Here is a 20,058-nt window from a genome sequence, read left to right as displayed (position 1 = left end):
GAGGAATCACCCTGGGTGTTGGCCGATACTGCACAGGTGAACCAGGTCGAGTATCTCGAACCGTCACTCGCCCAGGTGGTCGAACGGATCGGGGACCGCTACGTCACGGTCGTCGGCGCCCCGCGCGGGGTCGAGGTCCCGGTCTCCGGGCCCGCGATCCATGACCCGCTGAGCGCCGTACCGCCCCGCCCGGGGTCGATGGTGCTGCTGGTCGGGCTGACCGCCACCTCCCCCGAGATCGTCACGACGCTGCGCGGGCTCGGCGGGGCGACGGCGGCGGTGCTGCGGGCCGACGCGGCGGACGCCGTACCCCTGGCGGAGGAGGCGGCGCGGGCGGGCGTCGCGCTGGTCGCGCTGGAGTCGGCGATGACCTGGAGCCACCTGCACACGCTGGTCGAGGAGACCGTCCTACTGGGCGAGAACCTCGTCTCGGCACCCGGCGGCGACCTGGGCAGCGTCCCCGTCGGCGACCTGAACACGCTGGTCAACCTGATCGCCGAGACCCTCGACCGCCCGGTGGGGATCGTGGACACCCAGTGGCGGCTGCTCGCCTACTCGGCAGTGCCCGGCCAGGTCAACGACGACCTGCAACGCGACGTCATCCTCAACCGGGTCGTGCCCGAGCGCAACGCCCCACGGGAGACCAGGCGGCTGCTGCTGACCACCGGCCGCGCGCTGCGCTTCCTCACCAACGCGCCCTACGACACCGCCGACCACACGATCTGGCGGGTCGGGGCGGGCATCCGGAGCGGCGCCGAACCCCTCGGCATGCTGTGGGTCCTCGAAGGCCGCGACCAGCTTCCCGACGACAGGCTCGTCCTGGTCGAGGAGTTCGCCAGGCTGGCGGCGGCCCACCTGCTGCGGGCGCGCACGGCCAGAACCACCGACCGGGAGCGCCGTGGCGAGCTGGTCGGGCAGGCGCTCGACGGCACGAACCCGCGTACGGCCTGCCGCCGCCTCGGCCTCGACCCGGACGCGGGGATCGCGGTGCTCGCCGTGGCCGGGCTCTCGCTCGGCGCCGACGACCCGCCCGGGGAGCACCTGCTCGACGGCGTCGCCACCTACTTCGACGCCTACCGGCGCTCTGCGGCCTGCGTGCTGCGCGCGGAGACCGTCTACTGCCTGGTCCCGACGCCCGACCTGACGGCGCTGCGGGAGATCGCCGCCGACCTCGTCCGGCAGCTCGGCAGACGCGGACGGCTGGTCGCGGCGGTCGGCGGGCGGGTCACGGCGGAGGAGCTGCCGCGCTCCCGCCGCGAGGCCGACCTGGCGCTGGCGGCGTTGCGCGCGTCGGGTACGGCGGTGGGCACGATCGAGGAGGTCCGCGCGGCGGCGGCCCTCATCGAACTGCGCGCCCTCCTCGACGACCATCCCGGCCTGCTCCTGCACGAGCCCTGGGGAGACCTCTCCGAGGTCGCGGAGTCGGCGCTGGCCTGGATCGAGAGCCACGGGGACGTCCGGGCCGCCGCCTCGCGGCTCGGCGTGCACCCCAACACGCTCCGCTACCGCGTCCGCAGACTCGCCGCCGAGGGCCTCGACCTGTCCGACCCCCAGACCCGCCTGGTCACCTGGCTACGCCTTCGCCTGCTGTGAAGGGGTCCAACGCCACAGCGGTGGGCCGTTGAGCGCGGCGACGTAGATCTCGCCCCCGGGGCCGACCGCGAGCTGGTGGGGGTCGGCGTTCTGGTCGGCCATCGTCCAGCGCCGTGTCACCGACCCGTCCCCGGCGAGGGTGACGACGTGCCCCCGATGCTCTCCCCCCTTCTCGTCGAGCGCGTCCCCGCCGTCGAGCACGTACAGCACGTCCCCGGGACCCACCGCCACGTCGTACGGCCTGCCGATCGCCGAAGAGGAGTGGGTCGCCAGGTGCCTCCCGTCGGCGGAGAAGACCTGCACCCGCGCGTTGCGCCGGTCGGCGACCACGACGTCGCCGTTGCCGCGCAGCGCGATCCCGTGCGGGATGGAGAAGGCGCCGTCATCGTCGCCGAGCCTTCCCCACTCCCCGGTGAACCGCCCCGAGTCGTCGAACACCCCCACCCTGGAGTTGCGGTAGCCGTCGGAGACGTAGACCCGCCCGGCTCCCCCGGCCGCCACGTCGGTCGGCCTGGCGAAGATGTAGGGGTCCCCGGTGCAGGGCAGGTTGGTCAGCGTGTTCCGTACGGCCAGGCACGTGTCGAGCCCGAAGCCGTAGTCGTGCCCGATCGTCCGTTCGAGCCGCCCTTCGGGGGTGAACACCGTGACGTGGTTGGTCGTCACGTCCGTGACCCACACCCGGCCCCGCCCGTCCACCGAGACGCCGTGCGGGGAGGCGAACATCCCCGACCCCCAGGAACGCAGGAACGCCCCGGTGCCCGCGTCGAGCACGACGATCGGATCGACGTCCATCATCCGGTCCGTGGCGAACGCCCCACCGCCCCGGTGCAGCAGCAGCACCTCCCCCGACCCGGTCACCGCGACCCCCGACCCGATCCCGGTTCCCGCGGGGAGCCGTCCCCACGGGGTCAGCGTCGCGCCGGGCGGTGCCGTACGGTCAACGGCCTCGGAGACCACGGCGGCCCCGGGCGGGCTCCCCCGCAGGAGCAGTCCGGCGGTTCCGAGGACGACGAGGGGCACGGCGGCCAGCAGGGCACGCCTGGCGATCCGGTTGGTCTCGCGTATCGCCATAGGTCTCTCCGGGTAGTGCAGGCGTCCCGGATATGGCGGGGCGCACACGGACCTGGTCACGTGTGCGCCCAGTGTCGGCCCCGTCACCGGGGAACCGCCATCGGGGAAGTCCCCGATCATCCGGTCAGGGAGGTCCCGATGCGCGCGCGGGTCAGGGGGTTCAGGGGGTGACGAAGACGCTCACACCGGACTTCTCGACGGCGGTGTTCCCGGCGACCACGGTGGAGATCACCTCGCCCTCGCAGTTGGGAGAGCCGTAGACGTACAGGACCCTGCTGGTGCGGTTCTGCACGATCAGCGGCCGGATGTGGGAGTTGTAGCAGCCGCTCGGGGCGACGACCCTGCGGCCGTCAAGGCGGAGGTGACCGTCGTCCACGGGATCGGCCGAGGCGGCGGGGGCTCCACCAAGGAAGAGCAGGCCCGTGACGGCCAGGGCGGTGGGGAGGCGTCGCATGGTTGAGCTCCTTGAGGTCCGGGGGCACTGGCCCCGCACGGTGGGTCGCTCAATGATTACTCCGCGCCACCTTCCCCCCGGGATCCCGACATACGAGGAGCCGGGAAAGACTCTCCCAACGAACAACGAACGGGATCAGAGCCGGTAGAAGTCGGTGTAGTGGTTGGGCGAGAACCAGACGACGCCGGTCGAGCGGTTGACGACGATGCGGTAGGCGTCCCGCGCCGCGCCCCTGGCCCGGGAGTACACGTCGTACTCGTAGTAGGTGGCACCCGCGGGCAGCTGCCCCTCGCGGTTGTAGAACTGGCCGCCGGTGTAGTTGTACCGGCCGTCCGGCCAGGAGTACCACCCGCCGCCGGTCGGGTATCCCTTGCCGGCCCAGGTCGAGCTGGCCGAGCGGGCGTCGGCGCACCGGGAGACGGTGCAGGTCGAGTAGACGGCGGCGTCGGCGGGGACCACCCCGACCAGACCGGTCAGGAACGTGATCACGGCGAACACGACGGCGAACGGAACGGACCGGGGAGTTCCTGGAGCGCTCACGGGGCCTCCTCACAGAGGTGCGCGGAGCCTCTTCACAGAATGGATCGCGAAGAGGCGGACAACCGCCAGGATCACCGCGGGGCGGAATCCGATGAAGACGCCTTCCGCCAAAGGTGAGATGAACTCTTCGTGGCCCGGGAAAGACGCCCGCCCCGCACGTCCACGCGATCCAGGAAAGCCCGGCCGCCCACCGGAATCCCAGAACCCCGAAAAAGTCCCATACCAATCAGCGTTTCCGACCCACCGAAACCCCGGACGTCCCTCGAAACGGAGTCCCAGCCCCACGGAAAACCCCTGGGAAACCGCCACCGAGCCGCCCGGCCTCCCAGTGGGGGTTCCGAGGCCACCCAGGAAACCCGGTGTCCCTGGGGATTTCACCAAAACCCTGGACGCCCGACAGGCACTCGCCCGCCCCCAAAGAGGTTTTCCGCCCGACCGGATCCACCACCCGCCGTACCGCGTCCCCCACGGCTCGCATTCCTTCACCCCTCCCGTCACTCTCGTCACACAGAAAGCACGGTAAGGAGCGAAATCCATGAACATTAATCGAAGCGACGTTCCAAAGTGCCGGTTCTGGGGTTCACTTGTTCCCATGAGGAACAGTCAGATGGTTGTGGAACCGTCCACCTTCCCGTTATCGGTCGGCTGACCGGATGGCCGCTTTCCGATCGGTGGTGGTCTTCGCCACAGATGGTGTGAGCACGTTCGACATCGGAGGGATCGGCGCGATCTTCGCCGACCGTCTCGAAGCCGAACTTCCGTCGTTCGACTTCACGGTGTGCGCCGAACGCCCCGGTCCACTCCTTACCGATCTGGGCCTGTCGATGCACGTGACGCACGGTCTCGACCGCATCGACAAGGCCGATCTGGTCATTCTGATGCCGGGGTACGACACCCGCCCGGATCCGACCCCCGAACTGGTCACCGCGCTACTCTCGGCCAACCGGCGGGGCGCGATCATCGCCGCCTTCTGCACCGGCACCCACCTGCTGGCCGCGACCGGGCTGCTCGACGGGCGGCGTGCGAGCACCCACTGGCACCTCCTGGAGGACTTCGCCACGCTCTACCCCGAGGTCACCGTGACCGCCGACACCCTCTACATCGACGAGGGACTGGTGATCACCGGCGCCGGGATCGTCGCGGGCATCGACATGTGCCTGCACCTGCTACGCCGCGAGCACGGCGCGGCCGTGGCCAACGCCGTCGCCCGCGCGATGGTCGCCGCGCCGCACCGGGACGGCGACCAGGCGCAGCGCATCGACCGCTCGGTGCCCGGCAGCAACGAGGACGAGCTGTTCACCGGCGTCATCCACTGGGCGCACGCCAACCTGGACCGGCCGCTGCTCGTCAACGACCTGGCGGCCCAGGCCCTGATGAGCCCGCGCACCTTCGCCCGCAGGTTCAGGGCCGCCATGGGCACGACGCCGCACTCCTGGCTGCTGGCCCAGCGGCTCAACCGCGCCGAGGAGCTCCTTGAGACCACCGACCTGCGGATCGAGGAGATCGCCCGGCTCGTCGGATACAACTCCGTCGCGGTCTTCCGCGAGCAGTTCACCAAGCGGCGCGGCCTGTCTCCCCGCGACCACCGCCGACGCCACGACCGCCGCTCCGAACCGGACGCGTCCGTGGAGGTCTTCCGCACGGCGGGCTGACGGCCCCTGACCGGGCGGGGGTCCGCCGCGACGGGATCCCCGCCCCCAAGGGACCGCACAAAACATCCCATATATCCTACCAGGATAGTGGGTATGATGGACGCCGTGTCAGGCTCTCCATCGGTCGCCATCGTGGGTGGCGGCGCGAGCGGCACCTTGGCCGCGGTCCACCTCCTCCGTCTGGCGCGGGCGCGCGCCATGCCGTTGGAGATCATGCTGATCGACCAGTACGGCAGGCACGCCCAGGGGCAGGCGTACTCGACCGTCGATCCACGACACCTGCTCAACGCCAGCGTCGACAAGATGAGCGGCCTGGACGACGACCCGGGGCACCTGCTGCGCTGGGCGCACGACGACGGGATCGACATCGACGGCTCCGGCTACCTGCCCAGACAGGCCTACGGACGCTACCTGCGCGACCTGCTGACCGCCGCCGAGGACCGGCCCGCCCGCGTGGTGCGCCGGGTGACCGCGACGGCGACCGCCCTCGTCCAGGGCCCCGACGTGCGGGTCCAGCTCTCCGGAGGCGGCCAGGTCGGCGCCGACGCCATCGTGCTCGCGCTGGGCAACCGGCCCCAGGCCCCCTGGCCGAGGGTCGTGGACGCGGGCAGCCGCCGCTACGTCGCCGACCCGTGGGCCCCCGGCGCCCTGGCCAGGATCCGCGACGGCGCCCCGGTCCTCGTGGTGGGGACCGGGCTGACCATGGTGGACGTGGCGCTCACCGTGACCTCCGCGCATCCGGGGACGGTGGTGCACGCGCTGTCGCGGCACGCCCTGCTGCCCCGGCCGCACCCCTGTCCCGTGCCGCCCCCGATCCCGACGGCGATCCCCGAGGGGCCGCTCGACCTGGCCGAACTGCTGCGCGCCGTGCGGCTGGCCGTACGAGAAAACGGGGGTGACTGGCACGCGGTGATCGACGGGCTGCGCCCGCGGACCCAGCGGCTGTGGGCGAACCTCAGCCGGGACGACCAGCGGCGCTTCCTCGACCTGGTCGCGCGCTACTGGGAGGTCCACCGGCACCGCATCCCGCCCGCGACCGCCGCCAGGATCGGCGAGCTGCGCGCGAACGGCCGGCTGCGGGTGATCCGCGGCCGTCTGGTCAGGGCCACGACCGGTCCCGAGGGGGTGAGTGCCAGGGTGAGCGCCGACGGCGCCGTCAGGCGGCTCGACGTCGGCTGGCTGGTCAACGCGACCGGCCCGGGAGGCGGCGTCGCCGGTGATCCGTTCCTGTCCCGTCTGGTCGCCGACGGTGTGGTACGGCAGGACACGCTGAGGCTCGGGATCGACGCCGACCCCTGCGGCCGGGTCCTCGACGCGGTGGGGCGGCCGAACGACAGGGTCTTCACGCTGGGGCCGACCCTGCGCGGGACCCTCTACGAGACGACGGCCATCGCGGAGATCCGCGCCCAGGCCGCGGCCCTCGCGTCCCGGCTCGCCGACGCCCTCGCCCTGGCCGCGCACCCACGCTGACCCTCAGGCCACCCAAATCACACCTTGTGCTCCTTCTTCACACATAGTGTCATGAAGGCTACTCGTCCAACGGGCCGCCCACCCGAGGACCGGGGACGCCAACCGGCTCGGGCGTTCAGGCAGCCCGGCGGAGCGCCTTCGATCAGGAAGGGAGCCAACGCTCATGACGGTGGCCCTGGACAAGAGCGTCGAGGACTTCATCACCAGCCCCCACCAACTGTTCATCGACGGCCGCTGGGTTGACGCGGCCTCCGGCAGGACCTTCACCACCCCTGACCCCGCGACCGGCCAGACCCTCGCCCACGTCGCCGAGGCCGACGCCGAGGACGTCGACCGGGCGGTACGCGCCGCCAGAAGGGCCTTCGAGCACGGCCCCTGGTCCAGGATGACCGCCTCCGAGCGGGGCCGGATCATCTGGCGGATCGGCGACCTGATCCTGGAACACGCCGACGAGCTGGCCCAGCTCGAATCCCTGGACAACGGCAAGCCGCTGGCGGTCGCCCGGGTCGCGGACGTCCCCCTCGCCGCCGACCTGTTCCACTACATGGCGGGCTGGGCCACCAAGATCGAGGGAAACACGATCTCGCTGTCGGTGCCCTACCTCCCGGGCTCTGCCTTCCACGCCTACACCCTGCGCGAGCCGGTCGGCGTCGTCGCCCAGATCATCCCGTGGAACTTCCCGCTGCTCATGGCCGCCTGGAAGCTCGGCCCCGCCCTGGCCACCGGGAACGTGGTGATCCTCAAGCCCGCCGAGCAGACCCCGCTCTCCGCCCTGCGGCTGGCCGAGCTGATCGCCGAGGCGGGGGTGCCCGACGGCGTGGTCAACGTCCTGCCCGGGTACGGCGAGACGGCGGGCGCGGCCCTGGCCGCCCACGACGGCGTGGACAAGGTCGCCTTCACCGGTTCGACCGAGGTCGGCAGGCTGATCGTCCACGCCGCCGCGGGCAACCTGAAGAAGGTCACCCTGGAACTCGGCGGCAAGAGCCCCAACGTCGTCTTCGACGACGCCGACCCCGACCTCGCCGTCCAGGGCGCCGCGAACGCGATCTTCTTCAACCACGGCCAGTGCTGCATCGCCGGATCCCGGCTCTTCGTGCACCGCAGCCGCTTCGACGAGGTCGTCGAGGGGGTCGCCGAGATCGCCCGCGGCATCAGGCTCGGCCCCGGCCTCGACGCGGACACCCAGATGGGCCCCCTGGTCTCCGACGAGCAGCTGCGCCGGGTGACCGGCTTCCTGGAGTCGGGCCGCCAGGAGGGCGCCAGGACCGTGACCGGTGGTGAGCGGCACGGCGACCAGGGCTACTTCGTCCAGCCGACCGTGATCACCGACGTACGGCCGGACATGCGGCTCGTCCGCGAGGAGATCTTCGGCCCGGTCGTGGTCGCCTCGCCCTTCTCCGACCTCGACGAGATCGCCGCCCAGGCCAACGACACCGTCTACGGCCTCGGGGCGGGCATCTGGACCCGCGACATCTCCAAGGCCCACGCCCTGGCGGGCCGCATCCGCGCGGGCACGATCTGGATCAACTGCTACAACGTCTTCGACGCCGCCCTCCCCTTCGGCGGCTACAAACAGTCAGGCTGGGGCCGCGAAATGGGCCACCAAGCCCTCGACGCCTACACCGAGGTCAAATCCGTCTGCACCCAACTCCACACCTGACCCTTCATGTGAGGCCGTCACCCGTTCAACAGGGCATTGACGTCGCTCTGACGGTAACGGCGCTGGCCGCCGGGGGTCTTCAACGAGGGGATCTTCCCGGTGAGGGACCACCTGTTCACGGTTTTGGGGTCCACCCCGAAGATGTGGGCCACCTCACCGGGGGTCAACAGTTGTTCCGTGGGGCCGGTGCTGTCCGGCTCGACGACGTTGGACACGGGCATGGGGGCTCCCTGGGAGGTCAGCAACGCGGTAGGCGATGGGTGCCCGGCCCCGAGCCGGGGAGCATGCGACCGGGCACCCTGGAGGAGGACCGGCCCCACGTCACGGGGCCGGTGCGCGAGGCGACTCCCCCTTCCCCAACGCACCGAGTGCTCGGTGCGGGAGCCGCCTTGCGAAGGTGTGCGGCCCAGGTCCCTCCAACCTGAGCCGCACGCATGAGGTACGGCGGGCAGGGAGCGGGATGAGGTCCCTCTGCACGCCGTACCGGCTTAGGAGCGCAGCAGTCTGCGCAGTCCGAGAGGCCGCTGACCAACCCGCCCGGCCTGGACGGTGGCGGCGGCCCGGACGGCATGAGCGGTTCGGGCCTGGAGCGCACGGGCAACGGCAACGGCCCGGATGCTCGGCGGCACCACCGGGGACACTTGAGCGGCCAGCTTGCGGTCCAACTCCTCAACCGAGTCCGCCCGCACCAACAGCACACTCTCAGGCTCCGGCCTGTACGGCAGAGCACGCCGGTAGGCGCTCCACACCCCGGTCGCCGAGTTGTGGAACACCAACCAGTCCGGGTGAGCCTGCTGTACGGCCTCGCAACTTCGACGCGGTGGCATCATGCCGCCTCTTCGGCAGGTGGCATCCGCAGGATCAGCAGCGTCTCGGCCTCGCGCATCCGCTGCTCCAACCCGTCGGCGGTGTCGTCACTGATCATCACCGGCTCCGGAGAAGGCCAAGCACACAGGCCGAAGAAGCGGCGCATGCTCAAGCTGTAGAGCACCGCCCACCCAGAGCACGCCTGGTTGAGCACCTCAGCCTCAGCCCGAGCAGGGCCATCCCGCACCCGTCGATAGACCGCCGTCACAGGCTGCCCGTCACGGTGGCGTCCTGCGGGCCGGGACCGTCCGATCACGAGGGAGCCCCCTCCTCCGCCCCGGAAGCCTCCGCCAGGCGGGTCAGGTGGTCGGCGATCTGCCGGGCCGCCTCCTCGGCCTGCTCGACCGGCACCTGAAGAGCCCGCTCATTCTGGTGCTTCCAGAAGTAGATCCGCTCCCGACGATCGGTCCAGATGACAACCTCCCTACCGGGAACCTCCACCCGAGGGGCGCCGTCCTCGCACACGAACACCGTCTCCACCCGCAACCGAGCGAGCAGACTCTGCAGGTGACGCAACTGCGGCGCCTTGGGGTCGTAGAACCCCTCATGCATCTTCCGGCGCAGGGCATCGGTCATGGGCGTATTGAGTGGAAACACGATTCGACTCCTTCGTGCATGGGTGGAGTGACACCTTCGGGATCGTTTCCGGCCCGATCCGCGATGAGGTCTTTGGGAAGCGGCGGACTTGACGTCACGCCGGGTGTGGGTCTCGCCACGGTCCCCAGAGAGGTGGGACAGCCCAGGAGAACGTACGACGCTAAGTGACTTGGAGACTCAGGCGCACAAAGGCTCGCCAGCGGCAAAGTGGAAACCGTACGGAAAAGGGCGTAGGTGCGCCGGTGGCGGAGGTTTTGGTGCTGTCAGGGCGTGGTTCGAGGTTGTTGAGGCCTGCCACCCAATCCTCTCCCCCGTCAGGGGGGCGTAGGTGGTACAGGTCGGTGTTGCTGTCTTCCGGCAAGGCGACCACAACCCCGATACGGCCACAGACCGTATCGAGGACGAGGTCTCCGCGCTCAGGAGTCCACTCGGAACGGAGGGCTTCCGTAGCGAAACGCTGGTTGCTGACCGTCATGTATCGCAGCGTAAGGAGCCCGTTACAGGGGAATATGAATCAGGGGAATAACGCCTGGTCATCGAGGTTAAATCGACTTGACATCGCTCTTAGGCGTTCACGGGTGGATGCTCTTTCAGCACATATGATTCTTCTTAGGGTCGCTCGGCCGATTGGGTGATTTCGCACCAATTGTGGTGCCAATTTTTCGGCTTCCTGGAGTTCGTTGAGGGCCTTGTCGCGGTTGCCGTTCCACAGGTAGGCGCGGGAGAGATCCATGCGATGGTGACCCTGGCGAGAGTTGGGCAGGGCCGCCAGGTGAGCCGGATCAACGTGCGCGTTGAGGGTGAGCGCCTTCACCTGATCGCTCATCTCCAACGCCACACTGACGCGGTGGATTTGCACGTTTCCAGAGGAGAACGTCAGTGAATGACGGTCATAGGCCAGCGACTTGCCGGTGACCATCCGCTGGCTTGCCTGGTCGGCCAGGGCGAGACGGTGGTCGGCTTCGGCCGCGTTCGCCGCTCGCGCCGCTGACACGGCCGCCCTCAGCTGGAGAGATCCCCACGCTCGGATCGCGAGAGGATCGCCTCGCTCGTAGTCGTTCTCGATGCTGCGCAGCGCCTTGTCCGACAGGGAGATGGCGTCGTTCCAGTCGGCAGTGGCCCACATGTCCCACACCCGCATCCAGTCAACGACGGCGGGCATCAGCGGATCGCCGGAGAGCTGCGCCGACCAGGCGGCACGTTCGCAGGCCATGGCGACAAGCTCGGCGTGACCGAGCGCGTGGGCGGCGGTGTGCGCGAACTTGCAACACACGGCATAAATGGCGAAGGCTTCCTCCCGCTCATGGCCGGTGGAGACCTCGGCCAAGGCGCGCACTTCCCGGAGAAGGTCGGGAAGGCTGAGCATGATCGCGCTGTTCGCCGCCGTATCCCTGAGACGGTGCAGGCGCTTCATGCTTTCCCACAGCTCCGAAGCCGACCGTGGAGCGCCGGTGAAAGCCGGGGGAAGGTCGTAGCGACGCAGTTCCCGCAGGATGTTCGCCGCAGCCTCCCGCCACCGATTCTCAGCGGCCGTTCCGGTATACGGCCGTTCGATCAGCTCGTTGGGGTGGCAGAGCAAGGCACGCGCCAACCCGTTAATTACGGTAGCGCTGTCAAGCTCAATATGACCCTTTTCGACCTTCGACATCCACCCCTGCGACTTTCCCACCGCCGCAGCCAGGGCAGCCTGATTCATCCTGAGGCTGAGGCGCTTCCGCCTGATGCGGTAGCCGATCGCCTCCTGTTCCTCCAGTTCGCGCGGCATCTTCGTCCATTTCGATGTGGGGAGTGGCTTCTATGGGCACGGTACCTGTGCTTCCCCACGCGGAGCTATGCCACAGCATGTCTTCGCGTTACTTATCCCCGGTTCAACGAGTTCGACGTGGTGTGATGCCACGGAATCGCCAGAGATCCGACCCTGCTTCACGCATGGGTACAAACTAAATATGAGCCGCCCGTCGCGAACCCAAGTCGACGAACGCGTACACGCCCCTCAAAGTGATCATAGGAGGCGATCGACGATGACCGGGGAGGCTGAGCCGATTCTCTGGGTTGTGGGGAAGAAAACCGCTCTGGGGCCGTACCGGGCTGATCTTGTTGAGCAGTACTGGCGGTGGGAGCAGGACCCGGCCACGCTCGTGGGGTACGGCAGGCAGACCCCCGACAGTCTGGAGTCCCGGACCGAGGGACTCGCCCACCAGCTCTCCTCCTTGGGCGACACCCCTCGGTTCACCGTCTACGACGTCACCGGTGGCGGCGCCGTACCGGTCGGCACAACGGTTCTGTACATCGACCAGGCCGTACGCACCGCCGAGTTCGTGATCATGCTTGGCCCCGAAGCCCGTGGCCGAGGGCTCGGCACCGAGGCGACCCGGCTCACCCTCGACTACGCCTGGCACGTCACCAACCTGCGGATGGTGTGGCTGAAGGTCCTCGAACCGAACGCGGCCGGTGTCGCCGCGTACCGGCGAGCCGGGTTCCGCGAGGCCGGACGGCTACGCCAGGCGGGCTACTGGCTCGGCCGCGTCTGCGACGAGATCGTCATGGACACCCTCGCCGAGGAATTCACCGGCACAACGGCCATCCGGCTGACACCATGACGCGGACCAATCGGATCGGTGGTGCTCCTCAGCGGCGGGTGGTTTGCGGGGTGGCGGTGTAGTCGGTTTCGGTGACGTGTTCCAGCCAGGTCGTGTCGTCGCCCTCCCACAGGGCCAGGTGGGACATGAAGTAGCCGGGGGCGGCGCCGTGCCAGTGCTCCTCGCCCGGCGGGGTCCAGATGACGTCACCCGGATGGGCCTCGATGAGCCGGTCGCCACGGGCCTGGACGAGGGCGACGCCCGCGACGATGAGCAGGCTCTGGCCCAGGCCGTGGGAGTGCCAGGCGGTGCGGGCGCCGGGGGCGAACCGCACCAGGTTGGCGCGGGACCGGGACGGCTCCTCGCCGCGGTGGATGACGTCGAACCAGACGTCGCCGGTGAACCACTCGGCGGGTCCCTTGGTGGCTGGCGGCTGTCGCAGGAGTTCCATGGGTGTTCCTCTCAGTGCTGCGGGCGCAGCAGGGTCTTGATGGCGCGTCGTTCGTCCATCGCCCGGTAGCCCTCTGCGGCCTGCTCAAGCGGCAGGTCGAGGTCGAAGGCCTTGCCCGGGTCGATCCTCCGGTCCCAGATCAGCTCGATGAGTCGCGGCAGGAAGCGGCGTACGGGGGCCGGGCCGCCGTGCAGGTGCACGCCGGAGAAGAACAGTTCCTCGCCGGGCAGTTGGACGTCGTGGCTGACGCCGACGTAACCGACGTGGCCGCCGGGGCGGGTGGAACGGATGGCCTGCATCATCGACTCCTGGGTGCCGACGGCCTCGATGACCGAGTGCGCGCCGAGCCCGTTGGTGAGTTCCTTGAGCTGGGCGACGCCCTGGTCGCCGCGTTCGGTGATGACGTCGGTGGCGCCGAAGTCGGCGGCGAGCTTCTGCCGGTCGGCGTGGCGGCTGAAGATGATGACGCGTTCGGCCCCGAGGTAGCGGGCGGCCAGGACGCCGAGCAGGCCGACGGCTCCGTCTCCGACGACGGCGACCGTCTTGCCGGGCCCGGCCTCCGCGGCGACGGCGGCGAACCATCCCGTGCCGAGCACGTCGGAGGCGGCGAGCAGCGACGGGACGAGGTCGGCGTCCGGCTGGCCGGGGGTGGCGACCAGGGTGCCGTCGGCCAGGGGGATCCGCGCGTACTGCGCCTGGGTGCCGAAGACGCCGATCGGCTGGGCGTGCACACATCGGGATTGATAGCCCGCCTGGCAGATCTCGCAGGTGTTGTCGGAGGCGAAGAACGAGCCGACGACGAAGTCCCCCACCTTGATCGTTCCAACCTGGTCGCCGACCCGCTCGACGACGCCGACGTACTCGTGTCCCATGGGCGACGGCCCGTCACCCCGGTCGATGCCGCGGTAGGGCCACAGGTCAGAGCCGCAGACGCAGGCGGCGGTGACGCGGATGATCGCGTCGGTGGGCTCGACGATCTCCGGGTCGGGACGGTCCTCGACCCGGATGTCGCCCGGACCGTGCAGAACTACTCCGCGCATGACAGATGTCTCCTTCAACGGTGTCCTGATGAATGCGGCCGGTGCGTCACCGACCGGTTTTCCGACCCCCCGCCTGGCCTTTCCCCCGGTCAACGAGGGCTGAACAGGCGAGATGATCTCTTTCCCGGCATTTCGCAGTTGTGGTTCCCGCATGACGCGCTCACTTCGCCGCCGTTCCGGCGAGCTCGATCTCGGTCACGGGGTACGGCCGCGCCGTACATGTGCGACGCCTGAAGATCAGGGCGCAGGAGGCCGCCGCGAGCGCGACCGAGACGACGGTCACGATGCCGAGCGGCAGCATGCTCGCCGCGCCCGCCAGCCCGACGAAGGGCGCGGCGACGCCGCCGAAGGCGAAACGCGCCATCCCCAGCAGCGAGGAGGCGGTGCCCGCCAGGCGCGGGTAACCGGCCAGGGCCAGCGTCGTCGCGGGTGGAGTGGTGACGGCCACACCACTGACCATGACCAGCAGCGACACGACCACCACGGCCAGCGGCAGCGCCCACACCCCCGCGGCCAGCAGCCCGAGCGCACCGGCCGCGCACATGACCAGACCCGCGGCCAGGGTGCCGCCGACGCTCCACCGCTCGCTGGTACGGCCTGCCAGATAGCCGAAGACCATGAACCCGGCCGAGTTCAGCCCGAACGCGAGCGCGTACTGCTGCGGCGACAACCCGTAGATCCCCTGCAGGACGTAGGTGGCCCCGGCCAGGTAGGCGAACAGGGCGGCGTTGACGAACCCCTGCAGCAGCACCGCGCCGGTGAACACCCGGTCGGCCAGCAGGGTGCGGAAGTCACGGCCGATCTGGGCGAATCCGCCTGCTGTACGGCCCGCAGGGGGCAGCGTCTCGCGGTAGCCGGTGGCGACGAGGACCAGGATGAGCGCGCCGATCACGGCGAGGAAGACGAACAGGCCGCGCCAGTCGGTGCTCCTGGCCAACTGCCCGCCCAGCAGCGGCCCGACGATGGCGGCCAGGCCGCCGAGCACCGTCATACGGCCGTAGTAGCGGATCAGCTCGCCGCCGGAGTACAGGTCACGGCCGGCCGCCTGCGCGATCACGATGCCGACGCCACCCGCGAGCCCCTGCACCAGCCGCGCGGCGATGAGCGTCTCGATGCTCGGGCTCACCGCGCACAGCAGCGAGGTCGCGACGTAGGTGACCACCCCGACGTACAGGGGCCGGGCGCGGCCGAACCGGTCCGACAGCGGCCCGGCGACCAGTTGCCCGAGCGCCAGGCCGGTCAGGCAGGCGGTGACGGTCAACTGAGCCATCGACGTCGCCGCCCCCAGCTCGGCCGTCAACGCCGGGAGCACCGGCAGGTACAGATCCATGGAGATGGGTCCGAACACCGTCAGCAGGAGCAGCAGCATGGGCAGAAGCCGTGAGGATCGCTTGAACACCCCTCCAGTGAACGGCGCCTCGCGGCGCAGGGGGAGTCTCTGTCGAGGGGTGTACCAGCAGGGCACCCCAGACCTCCGGCACCCCACCTACGCTGGCCTTATGGACAACCGCCGCGAAGTCAGCGAGTTCCTCACCTCACGCCGGGCCAAGATCACGCCCGAGCAGGCCGGCATCCCCGGCGGCTCCAACCGGCGCGTGCCCGGGCTGCGCCGTACCGAGGTCGCCATCCTCGCCGGCGTGAGCGTGGAGTACTACGCCAAGCTCGAACGCGGCCAGATCGCCGGTGCCTCCGCCTCCGTCCTTGAGGCGATCGCGCGGGCGTTGCAGCTCGACGACACCGAACGCGCCCACCTGTTCGACCTGGCCCGCGCCGCCGACGGCATCCCCGCCTCCGGCCGTCCGCGCCGCCGCGCCACCCGGCACAGCGCCTCCCGCCCCAGCCTGCACTGGGCGCTGGAGGCCGTCACCGGCGCCGTCGCCTTCGTCCGTGACCCCCGCCAGAACCTCCTGGCCACCAACGCGCTCGGCCGCCGCTTCTACGCCCCCGTCATCGGCGACAGCGGCCGCACCCCGAACCTGGCCCGTTTCCAGTTCCTCGACCCCGCCGCACGCGACTTCTACCCCGACTGGGACCTGTTCGCCGACATGTGCGTGACCATCATGCGCGCCGAGGCCGGTCGCGACCCCCACGACCGCGCCCTGCAGGACCTCGTGGGCGAGCTGTCCACCCGCAGCGACACCTTCCGCCGACTGTGGGCCGCCCACGACGTGCGCACCCACGGCACAGGCACCAAACGCTTCCACCACCCCGAGGTCGGCGAACTCACCCTCGCCTACGAGGAACTCGCCCTCACCGCGGAACCCGGCCTCGCGATGATCATCTACACCGCCGAACCCGGATCACCCTCCGAAGAACGCCTACGCCTGCTGTCCTCCCTGTCCGCCGAACAGCCGCCCACCCTCGGTCAGCCAAGCCGTACCTTGCGCCCTGATGGCGAGCGCCTGTCAGGCGGGCACGGTGGTGTTGGTTGATCCATAACGGTGAGTGATCCGGGGTCACTGAGGGGCCGGAGTCGCCGCAGGCGTCTGCCAGACGACGTTCGCGTCATCCTCAGGCCCGGCGGCCACGTGGGTCCAGGTCCCGGGCGCGGTCGGGCTCGTGTGAAGGCCCAGCTTCCTCACGACGCCTTGGTGCCGTACGGCGCGCGCCGCTGGTCTGCTGACTCCCTCGACGCCTGAGCTGAAGCTCACCGGGCTGTGTCCGGCGTCAGGTGCCGAAGGCCGCGGCGTTCTCCTGTACCCACTGCGCGAAGGTTCGGGCCGGCCTGCCGGTGACCTTCTCCACGGTGGGAAGCACGGTGTAGCCGGCCTGCGGCGGGTTGGTCCGCATGGTCAGGAAGAACTCGATGTCCTCGTCGGAGAAGCCGGTCTGGCGCCACTGCTCGACGATCTCGTCCCTGGTGAGTTCGATGTAGCGCACATCGCGACCGAGGACCTCGCCGATCGTGCGCACCTTCTCCGGCGGGGTCAACGCCTCCGGCCCGGTGATCCAGTATTCCTGGCCCTCGTGGCCGTCGGCGGTCAGCGCGGTCGCGGCGACCGAGGCGATGTCCGCCTCGTGGACCATCGCGCTCCTGGCCTCGGCGAACGCCTCGCGGACGACGCCTTCGGTTCGCACGGACTCCGCCCACTCCAGGGCGTTGGACATGAACTCCACCGGCGACAGGTGCGTCCACTCCAGGCCGCTGGCCTCGACGGCCTCCTCCAACGGGCTCTTCGTCACCTCTCCCTTGAGCACCGTCACCTTGCGTACCCCGGCCTTCTTCGCCAGGTCGGCGATTTCCGGACCGTTGGTCAGCGGTGAGAAGTCCTCCCCGTTGAAGCTGATCAGGTGCGCCGCGCTGATGCCGGAGAAAGCAGTGGACAGGCTCGCGGTCTCGGCCAGATTGCCGGCGACCACCTCGGCGCCCGCAGGAAGGTTCGCCTTCGCCGGGTTGCGGGTGAGGGCACGGACACGGTGTCCGGCCGCTAGCAGTTGTTCAACGAGGGGGCGTCCGACATTGCCGGTGGCACCGGCCACAAGGATGGTCATGGTGATTCCTTTCGTTGTGGCACAGACGCTAGGAGGAATCGCGGTCAGCTCCTGTCCGCGAGCGGTGCGACGATCGTCGTATGTTGGAGACCTCCGCTCGTCTGCTCCGTCTGCTGACGTTGCTGCAGGCCCATCGGGACTGGTCGGGAACGGAGTTGGCCGAGCGTCTCGGGGTGAGCCCGCGGACCGTACGTCGCGATGTCGACAAACTGCGGGTCCTGGGTTACCCGATCAACGCGATCGGCGGCGTCGGCGGCGGTTACCAACTGGGGCCCGGTGCCTCGATGCCCCCGTTGCTGCTCGACAACGAAGAGGCGGTCGCGGTGGCGGTCGGGCTGCGGACGGCGGCCGGTGGTGCGGTCGCGGGCATCGCCGAGACCTCCGTACGGGCATTGGCCAAGCTGGACCAGCTGCTGCCCGCACGGCTGCGCCACCAGGTGAACACGCTCAGCTCGGCACTGGTGACCATGCCGACGGCCGGTCCCACGGTCGATCCGTCGACGCTGACCGTGATCGCCTCCGCGGTGCGTGACCACGGACGGCTGCGGTTCGACTACGTCTCAAGTGACGGCTCGGAGACGGTGCGGGACGTGGAACCGTACCGGCTGATCACCGGCGTAAGGCGGTGGTATCTCTTCGGCTGGGACACCGCGAGGTCGGACTGGCGGACGTTCCGAGTCGACAGACTGTCCCTACGCAGCCCTCTCGGGCCCCGGTTCACCCCGAGACCGCTCCCCAGCGAGGACCTGGCCGGCTACTTCGCCAGGGACATGACCACGGACCGCCACCGCTACCAGGCCGTGCTCACCATGTACGGCTCGGCCCGGGAAGTGGCCGAAGAGGTTCCTCCCACCCTCGGCATCGTGGAACCCCTCGACGAGAACACCTGCACCCTGCGCATCGGCTCGGACAGCCTCGACCATCTCGCGGTGTGGGTGGCCGCGTTCGGCTTCGAGTTCGACGTCCACGAGCCACCTGAGTTGCTGGAGCACCTCCGCACACTGACCGCCCGCCTCCAGCGTGCCGCGTGGCCGCAGGCGGACTCACAAGCCTGATCGTGGGACCCGCATCGACCAGACGACCGGTTACTACCGACTCCCTTGGGGGACGTTATGACGATCCTGACCCGCCGAAGCCTCAACCGGGCGACGTTGGAACGGCAGTCGCTCCTGCGCCGGGCTGACGTGCCCGCGCTCGACATGATCGAACGCCTCGTCGGGCTACAGGCCCAGGATCCCGACCCGCCGTACATCGGGCTGTGGAACCGGATCACGACCTTCCGTCTCGATGATCTGACCCGGCTGCTGTACCGGCGCGAGGTGGTGCGCGCGACGCTGCTCCGGGGAACCCAGCACCTGGTCACCGCCGAGGATTACCTGTGGCTTCGGCCGCTGTTGCAGCCGATGCTGGATCGCTGGCAGAAAGGGGCGTTCGGCAGGCTCACCGCCGGACTGGACCTCACCGAGCTGGCCGCCACGGCGCGGACTGACGATCACCCCTTGTCATGACATGTCTCGCAAGCAACTTGTGACAAACCCAGCCAGCGGTATCTCCGCACCTGGACAGCAGGGCAGTGGCTCGGGGGAACTCAGATGGCGCCGGAGAAGGTGTCGCAGCGGGAGGGGGAACCGGTTTGGTAGCCGGTGGTGAACCACTTGACGCGTTGGGCGGCGCTGCCGTGGGTCCAGCCTTCGGGGTCCACTCTGCCCTGGGTGCGTTGCTGGATCCTGTCGTCGCCGACGGCGGCCGCCGCGTCCAGGGCCTCCTGGATGTCGGCGGAAGTGAACGGAGCTGCGTAGAAGCCGGTCTCCACGGCGTGTTTGGCCCACACCCCCGCGTAGCAGTCCGCCTGCAGCTCCAGTCTGACCGAGGCGCTCTCTGCCCCCTGCCGGTCGTTGCCGACCCGGCGTGAGGTGCCGATCAGGTTCTGCACGTGGTGGCCGTACTCGTGGGCGATCACATAAGCCTGGGCGAACGGACCTCCCCTGGCGCCGAAGCGGCTCTCAAGGTCGGTGAAGAAGCCCAGGTCGAGATAGACGCGGCTGTCGGCGGGGCAGTAGAACGGGCCGACCGCCGAGCTGGCCTGGCCGCAGCCGGTGTTCACTCCCCCGGTGAACAGGATGGTCCTGGCGTTGCGGTAGGCGCCCTTGCCGCGTTCGGTGAACGCCTCACGCCAGTAGGCCTGCACACTGTTGACCACGCCGACCACGCGGCACTTCTCCGACTGGTCGGCGTCGCTGCCCTTGCGGCACTGGGCGCCCAGGTCGGAACCGGGGGCGGCGGGACGCTGAGCGCCCCCGTCGCCACCACCGAGCAGGGCGGCCGGGTTGACCCCGAAGAACAGCGCCGCGACCACCAGCACGATCACCCCGACGACACCGCCGCCGACCATGAGGCCCCCGCCCCCAAGGAATCCACCGCCGCCACCGCCAACGTCCTCAACCTGGGAGGCGTCGAGGTCCACGTCGTCGCGAAAGTCCATCGGAGCCGCTCTCTCTGGCCGGGGGTCTACGCGGCCTCATTGTCTCCCCGATCCCCACGGCAAGGAAGCCCGCCCGGCATGTCCCGTTTTCCCAGGTCGGCATGTTCCCT

General features: G+C 69.7%; 20 protein-coding genes. 8 read left to right on the top strand and 12 right to left on the bottom strand.

Annotated features, from left to right (window positions below; translation table 11 throughout):
- Positions 1–36 precede the first annotated feature (36 nt).
- Complete coding sequence (locus FHS44_RS42210; protein WP_184712246.1) at positions 37–1,593, top strand: PucR family transcriptional regulator; 1,557 nt, start codon at positions 37–39, stop codon at positions 1,591–1,593.
- Here the strand turns inward: FHS44_RS42210 and FHS44_RS02650 are convergent.
- The 3 genes from FHS44_RS02650 to FHS44_RS41600 form a co-directional block, all read right to left on the bottom strand.
- Positions 1,573–2,664: a peptidyl-alpha-hydroxyglycine alpha-amidating lyase family protein gene (locus tag FHS44_RS02650; protein ID WP_184712245.1), complete on the bottom strand. Its 1,092-nt coding sequence runs from the start codon at positions 2,662–2,664 to the stop codon at positions 1,573–1,575. The two genes, FHS44_RS42210 and FHS44_RS02650, sit on opposite strands and share 21 nt — an antisense overlap.
- A 160-nt stretch (positions 2,665–2,824) precedes the next feature.
- Positions 2,825–3,118 (bottom strand): hypothetical protein, encoded by a 294-nt coding sequence (locus FHS44_RS02645; protein ID WP_184712244.1) that lies wholly within the window; start codon positions 3,116–3,118, stop codon positions 2,825–2,827.
- A gap of 135 nt (positions 3,119–3,253) precedes the next feature.
- On the bottom strand, positions 3,254–3,658 hold the full coding sequence (locus tag FHS44_RS41600; protein ID WP_184712243.1) for a ribonuclease domain-containing protein: 405 nt from the start codon (positions 3,656–3,658) through the stop codon (positions 3,254–3,256).
- A 653-nt stretch (positions 3,659–4,311) separates the two neighbouring features.
- Between FHS44_RS41600 and FHS44_RS02635 the strand changes: the two genes are divergently transcribed.
- The 3 genes from FHS44_RS02635 to FHS44_RS02625 all read left to right on the top strand — a co-directional run bounded on the left by FHS44_RS02635 (position 4,312) and on the right by FHS44_RS02625 (position 8,440).
- Positions 4,312–5,310 carry a GlxA family transcriptional regulator gene (locus FHS44_RS02635; RefSeq protein ID WP_184712242.1) on the top strand — a complete coding sequence of 333 codons (999 nt, stop codon included), beginning with the start codon at positions 4,312–4,314 and terminating at the stop codon, positions 5,308–5,310.
- Between the two features lie 105 nt (positions 5,311–5,415).
- Entirely contained in the window at positions 5,416–6,780 is a 1,365-nt protein-coding gene (locus tag FHS44_RS02630) for an FAD/NAD(P)-binding protein (protein WP_184712241.1), read from the top strand.
- 163 nt (positions 6,781–6,943) lie between these two features.
- Positions 6,944–8,440, top strand: coding sequence for an aldehyde dehydrogenase family protein (locus FHS44_RS02625; protein ID WP_184712240.1), 1,497 nt, complete (start codon positions 6,944–6,946; stop codon positions 8,438–8,440).
- Positions 8,441–8,457: 17 nt separating this feature from the next.
- Here FHS44_RS02625 and FHS44_RS02620 read toward each other — a convergent pair whose 3' ends face one another.
- From FHS44_RS02620 to FHS44_RS02605, 4 genes are all read right to left on the bottom strand, one after another.
- Positions 8,458–8,661: a BldC family transcriptional regulator gene (locus FHS44_RS02620; RefSeq protein WP_184712239.1), complete on the bottom strand. Its 204-nt coding sequence runs from the start codon at positions 8,659–8,661 to the stop codon at positions 8,458–8,460.
- A 267-nt stretch (positions 8,662–8,928) separates the two neighbouring features.
- Entirely contained in the window at positions 8,929–9,270 is a 342-nt protein-coding gene (locus FHS44_RS02615) for a hypothetical protein (RefSeq protein ID WP_184712238.1), read from the bottom strand.
- Positions 9,271–9,559: 289 nt separating this feature from the next.
- Positions 9,560–9,883, bottom strand: coding sequence for a hypothetical protein (locus FHS44_RS02610; RefSeq protein ID WP_184712237.1), 324 nt, complete (start codon positions 9,881–9,883; stop codon positions 9,560–9,562).
- Between the two features lie 535 nt (positions 9,884–10,418).
- Positions 10,419–11,669, bottom strand: coding sequence for a helix-turn-helix domain-containing protein (locus FHS44_RS02605; protein ID WP_184712236.1), 1,251 nt, complete (start codon positions 11,667–11,669; stop codon positions 10,419–10,421).
- A gap of 289 nt (positions 11,670–11,958) precedes the next feature.
- Between FHS44_RS02605 and FHS44_RS02600 the strand changes: the two genes are divergently transcribed.
- Complete coding sequence (locus FHS44_RS02600) at positions 11,959–12,504, top strand: GNAT family N-acetyltransferase (RefSeq protein WP_312863508.1); 546 nt, start codon at positions 11,959–11,961, stop codon at positions 12,502–12,504.
- Positions 12,505–12,532: 28 nt separating this feature from the next.
- Here the strand turns inward: FHS44_RS02600 and FHS44_RS02595 are convergent, their stop codons facing one another.
- The 3 genes from FHS44_RS02595 to FHS44_RS02585 form a co-directional block, all read right to left on the bottom strand.
- Positions 12,533–12,934 carry a (R)-mandelonitrile lyase gene (locus FHS44_RS02595; RefSeq protein WP_184712233.1) on the bottom strand — a complete coding sequence of 134 codons (402 nt, stop codon included), beginning with the start codon at positions 12,932–12,934 and terminating at the stop codon, positions 12,533–12,535.
- 11 nt (positions 12,935–12,945) lie between these two features.
- Positions 12,946–13,974: a zinc-dependent alcohol dehydrogenase family protein gene (locus FHS44_RS02590; protein WP_184712232.1), complete on the bottom strand. Its 1,029-nt coding sequence runs from the start codon at positions 13,972–13,974 to the stop codon at positions 12,946–12,948.
- Positions 13,975–14,134: 160 nt separating this feature from the next.
- Entirely contained in the window at positions 14,135–15,373 is a 1,239-nt protein-coding gene (locus FHS44_RS02585) for a multidrug effflux MFS transporter (RefSeq protein WP_312863507.1), read from the bottom strand.
- Between the two features lie 100 nt (positions 15,374–15,473).
- Between FHS44_RS02585 and FHS44_RS02580 the strand changes: the two genes are divergently transcribed.
- Positions 15,474–16,406: a helix-turn-helix transcriptional regulator gene (locus FHS44_RS02580; protein ID WP_184712231.1), complete on the top strand. Its 933-nt coding sequence runs from the start codon at positions 15,474–15,476 to the stop codon at positions 16,404–16,406.
- Positions 16,407–16,641: 235 nt separating this feature from the next.
- Here FHS44_RS02580 and FHS44_RS02575 read toward each other — a convergent pair whose 3' ends face one another.
- The gene (locus tag FHS44_RS02575; protein ID WP_184712230.1) at positions 16,642–17,466 is read right to left on the bottom strand and encodes an SDR family oxidoreductase; all 825 of its coding nucleotides are present in this window, start codon (positions 17,464–17,466) and stop codon (positions 16,642–16,644) included.
- A gap of 80 nt (positions 17,467–17,546) precedes the next feature.
- On the opposite strand from FHS44_RS02575, the gene FHS44_RS02570 reads away from it, so the two are divergent.
- A complete protein-coding gene (locus FHS44_RS02570; protein ID WP_184712229.1) occupies positions 17,547–18,521 on the top strand; it encodes a helix-turn-helix transcriptional regulator in 975 nt (324 codons plus the stop codon).
- Between the two features lie 57 nt (positions 18,522–18,578).
- The gene (locus FHS44_RS02565; protein ID WP_184712228.1) at positions 18,579–18,974 is read left to right on the top strand and encodes a DNA glycosylase AlkZ-like family protein; all 396 of its coding nucleotides are present in this window, start codon (positions 18,579–18,581) and stop codon (positions 18,972–18,974) included.
- An 80-nt stretch (positions 18,975–19,054) separates the two neighbouring features.
- On the opposite strand, the gene ypfJ is transcribed toward FHS44_RS02565, so the two are convergent.
- A complete protein-coding gene (ypfJ, locus tag FHS44_RS02560; RefSeq protein WP_184712227.1) occupies positions 19,055–19,948 on the bottom strand; it encodes a KPN_02809 family neutral zinc metallopeptidase in 894 nt (297 codons plus the stop codon).
- Between the last annotated feature and the right edge of the window lie 110 nt (positions 19,949–20,058).

Source organism: Streptosporangium saharense (genome assembly GCF_014203715.1).
Classification (GTDB): Bacteria; Actinomycetota; Actinomycetes; order Streptosporangiales; family Streptosporangiaceae; genus Streptosporangium; species Streptosporangium saharense.
This window is presented reverse-complemented; position numbering and strand designations above follow the sequence as displayed.

Excerpts from the sequence above, each read along its gene's own strand:
- FHS44_RS02605 (WP_184712236.1), bottom strand. The coding sequence starts at position 11,669 with ATGCCGCGCGAACTGGAGGAACAGGAGGCGATCGGCTACCGCATCAGG.
- FHS44_RS02650 (WP_184712245.1), bottom strand. The coding sequence starts at position 2,664 with ATGGCGATACGCGAGACCAACCGGATCGCCAGGCGTGCCCTGCTGGCC.
- FHS44_RS02580 (WP_184712231.1), top strand. The coding sequence starts at position 15,474 with ATGGACAACCGCCGCGAAGTCAGCGAGTTCCTCACCTCACGCCGGGCC.
- FHS44_RS02575 (WP_184712230.1), bottom strand. The coding sequence starts at position 17,466 with ATGACCATCCTTGTGGCCGGTGCCACCGGCAATGTCGGACGCCCCCTC.
- FHS44_RS02570 (WP_184712229.1), top strand. The coding sequence starts at position 17,547 with ATGTTGGAGACCTCCGCTCGTCTGCTCCGTCTGCTGACGTTGCTGCAG.
- FHS44_RS02565 (WP_184712228.1), top strand. The coding sequence starts at position 18,579 with ATGACGATCCTGACCCGCCGAAGCCTCAACCGGGCGACGTTGGAACGG.
- FHS44_RS02590 (WP_184712232.1), bottom strand. The coding sequence starts at position 13,974 with ATGCGCGGAGTAGTTCTGCACGGTCCGGGCGACATCCGGGTCGAGGAC.
- FHS44_RS02625 (WP_184712240.1), top strand. The coding sequence starts at position 6,944 with ATGACGGTGGCCCTGGACAAGAGCGTCGAGGACTTCATCACCAGCCCC.
- FHS44_RS02615 (WP_184712238.1), bottom strand. The coding sequence starts at position 9,270 with ATGATGCCACCGCGTCGAAGTTGCGAGGCCGTACAGCAGGCTCACCCG.
- FHS44_RS02635 (WP_184712242.1), top strand. The coding sequence starts at position 4,312 with ATGGCCGCTTTCCGATCGGTGGTGGTCTTCGCCACAGATGGTGTGAGC.
- FHS44_RS02610 (WP_184712237.1), bottom strand. The coding sequence starts at position 9,883 with ATGACCGATGCCCTGCGCCGGAAGATGCATGAGGGGTTCTACGACCCC.
- FHS44_RS02645 (WP_184712244.1), bottom strand. The coding sequence starts at position 3,118 with ATGCGACGCCTCCCCACCGCCCTGGCCGTCACGGGCCTGCTCTTCCTT.
- FHS44_RS02620 (WP_184712239.1), bottom strand. The coding sequence starts at position 8,661 with ATGCCCGTGTCCAACGTCGTCGAGCCGGACAGCACCGGCCCCACGGAA.
- FHS44_RS02595 (WP_184712233.1), bottom strand. The coding sequence starts at position 12,934 with ATGGAACTCCTGCGACAGCCGCCAGCCACCAAGGGACCCGCCGAGTGG.
- ypfJ (WP_184712227.1), bottom strand. The coding sequence starts at position 19,948 with ATGGACTTTCGCGACGACGTGGACCTCGACGCCTCCCAGGTTGAGGAC.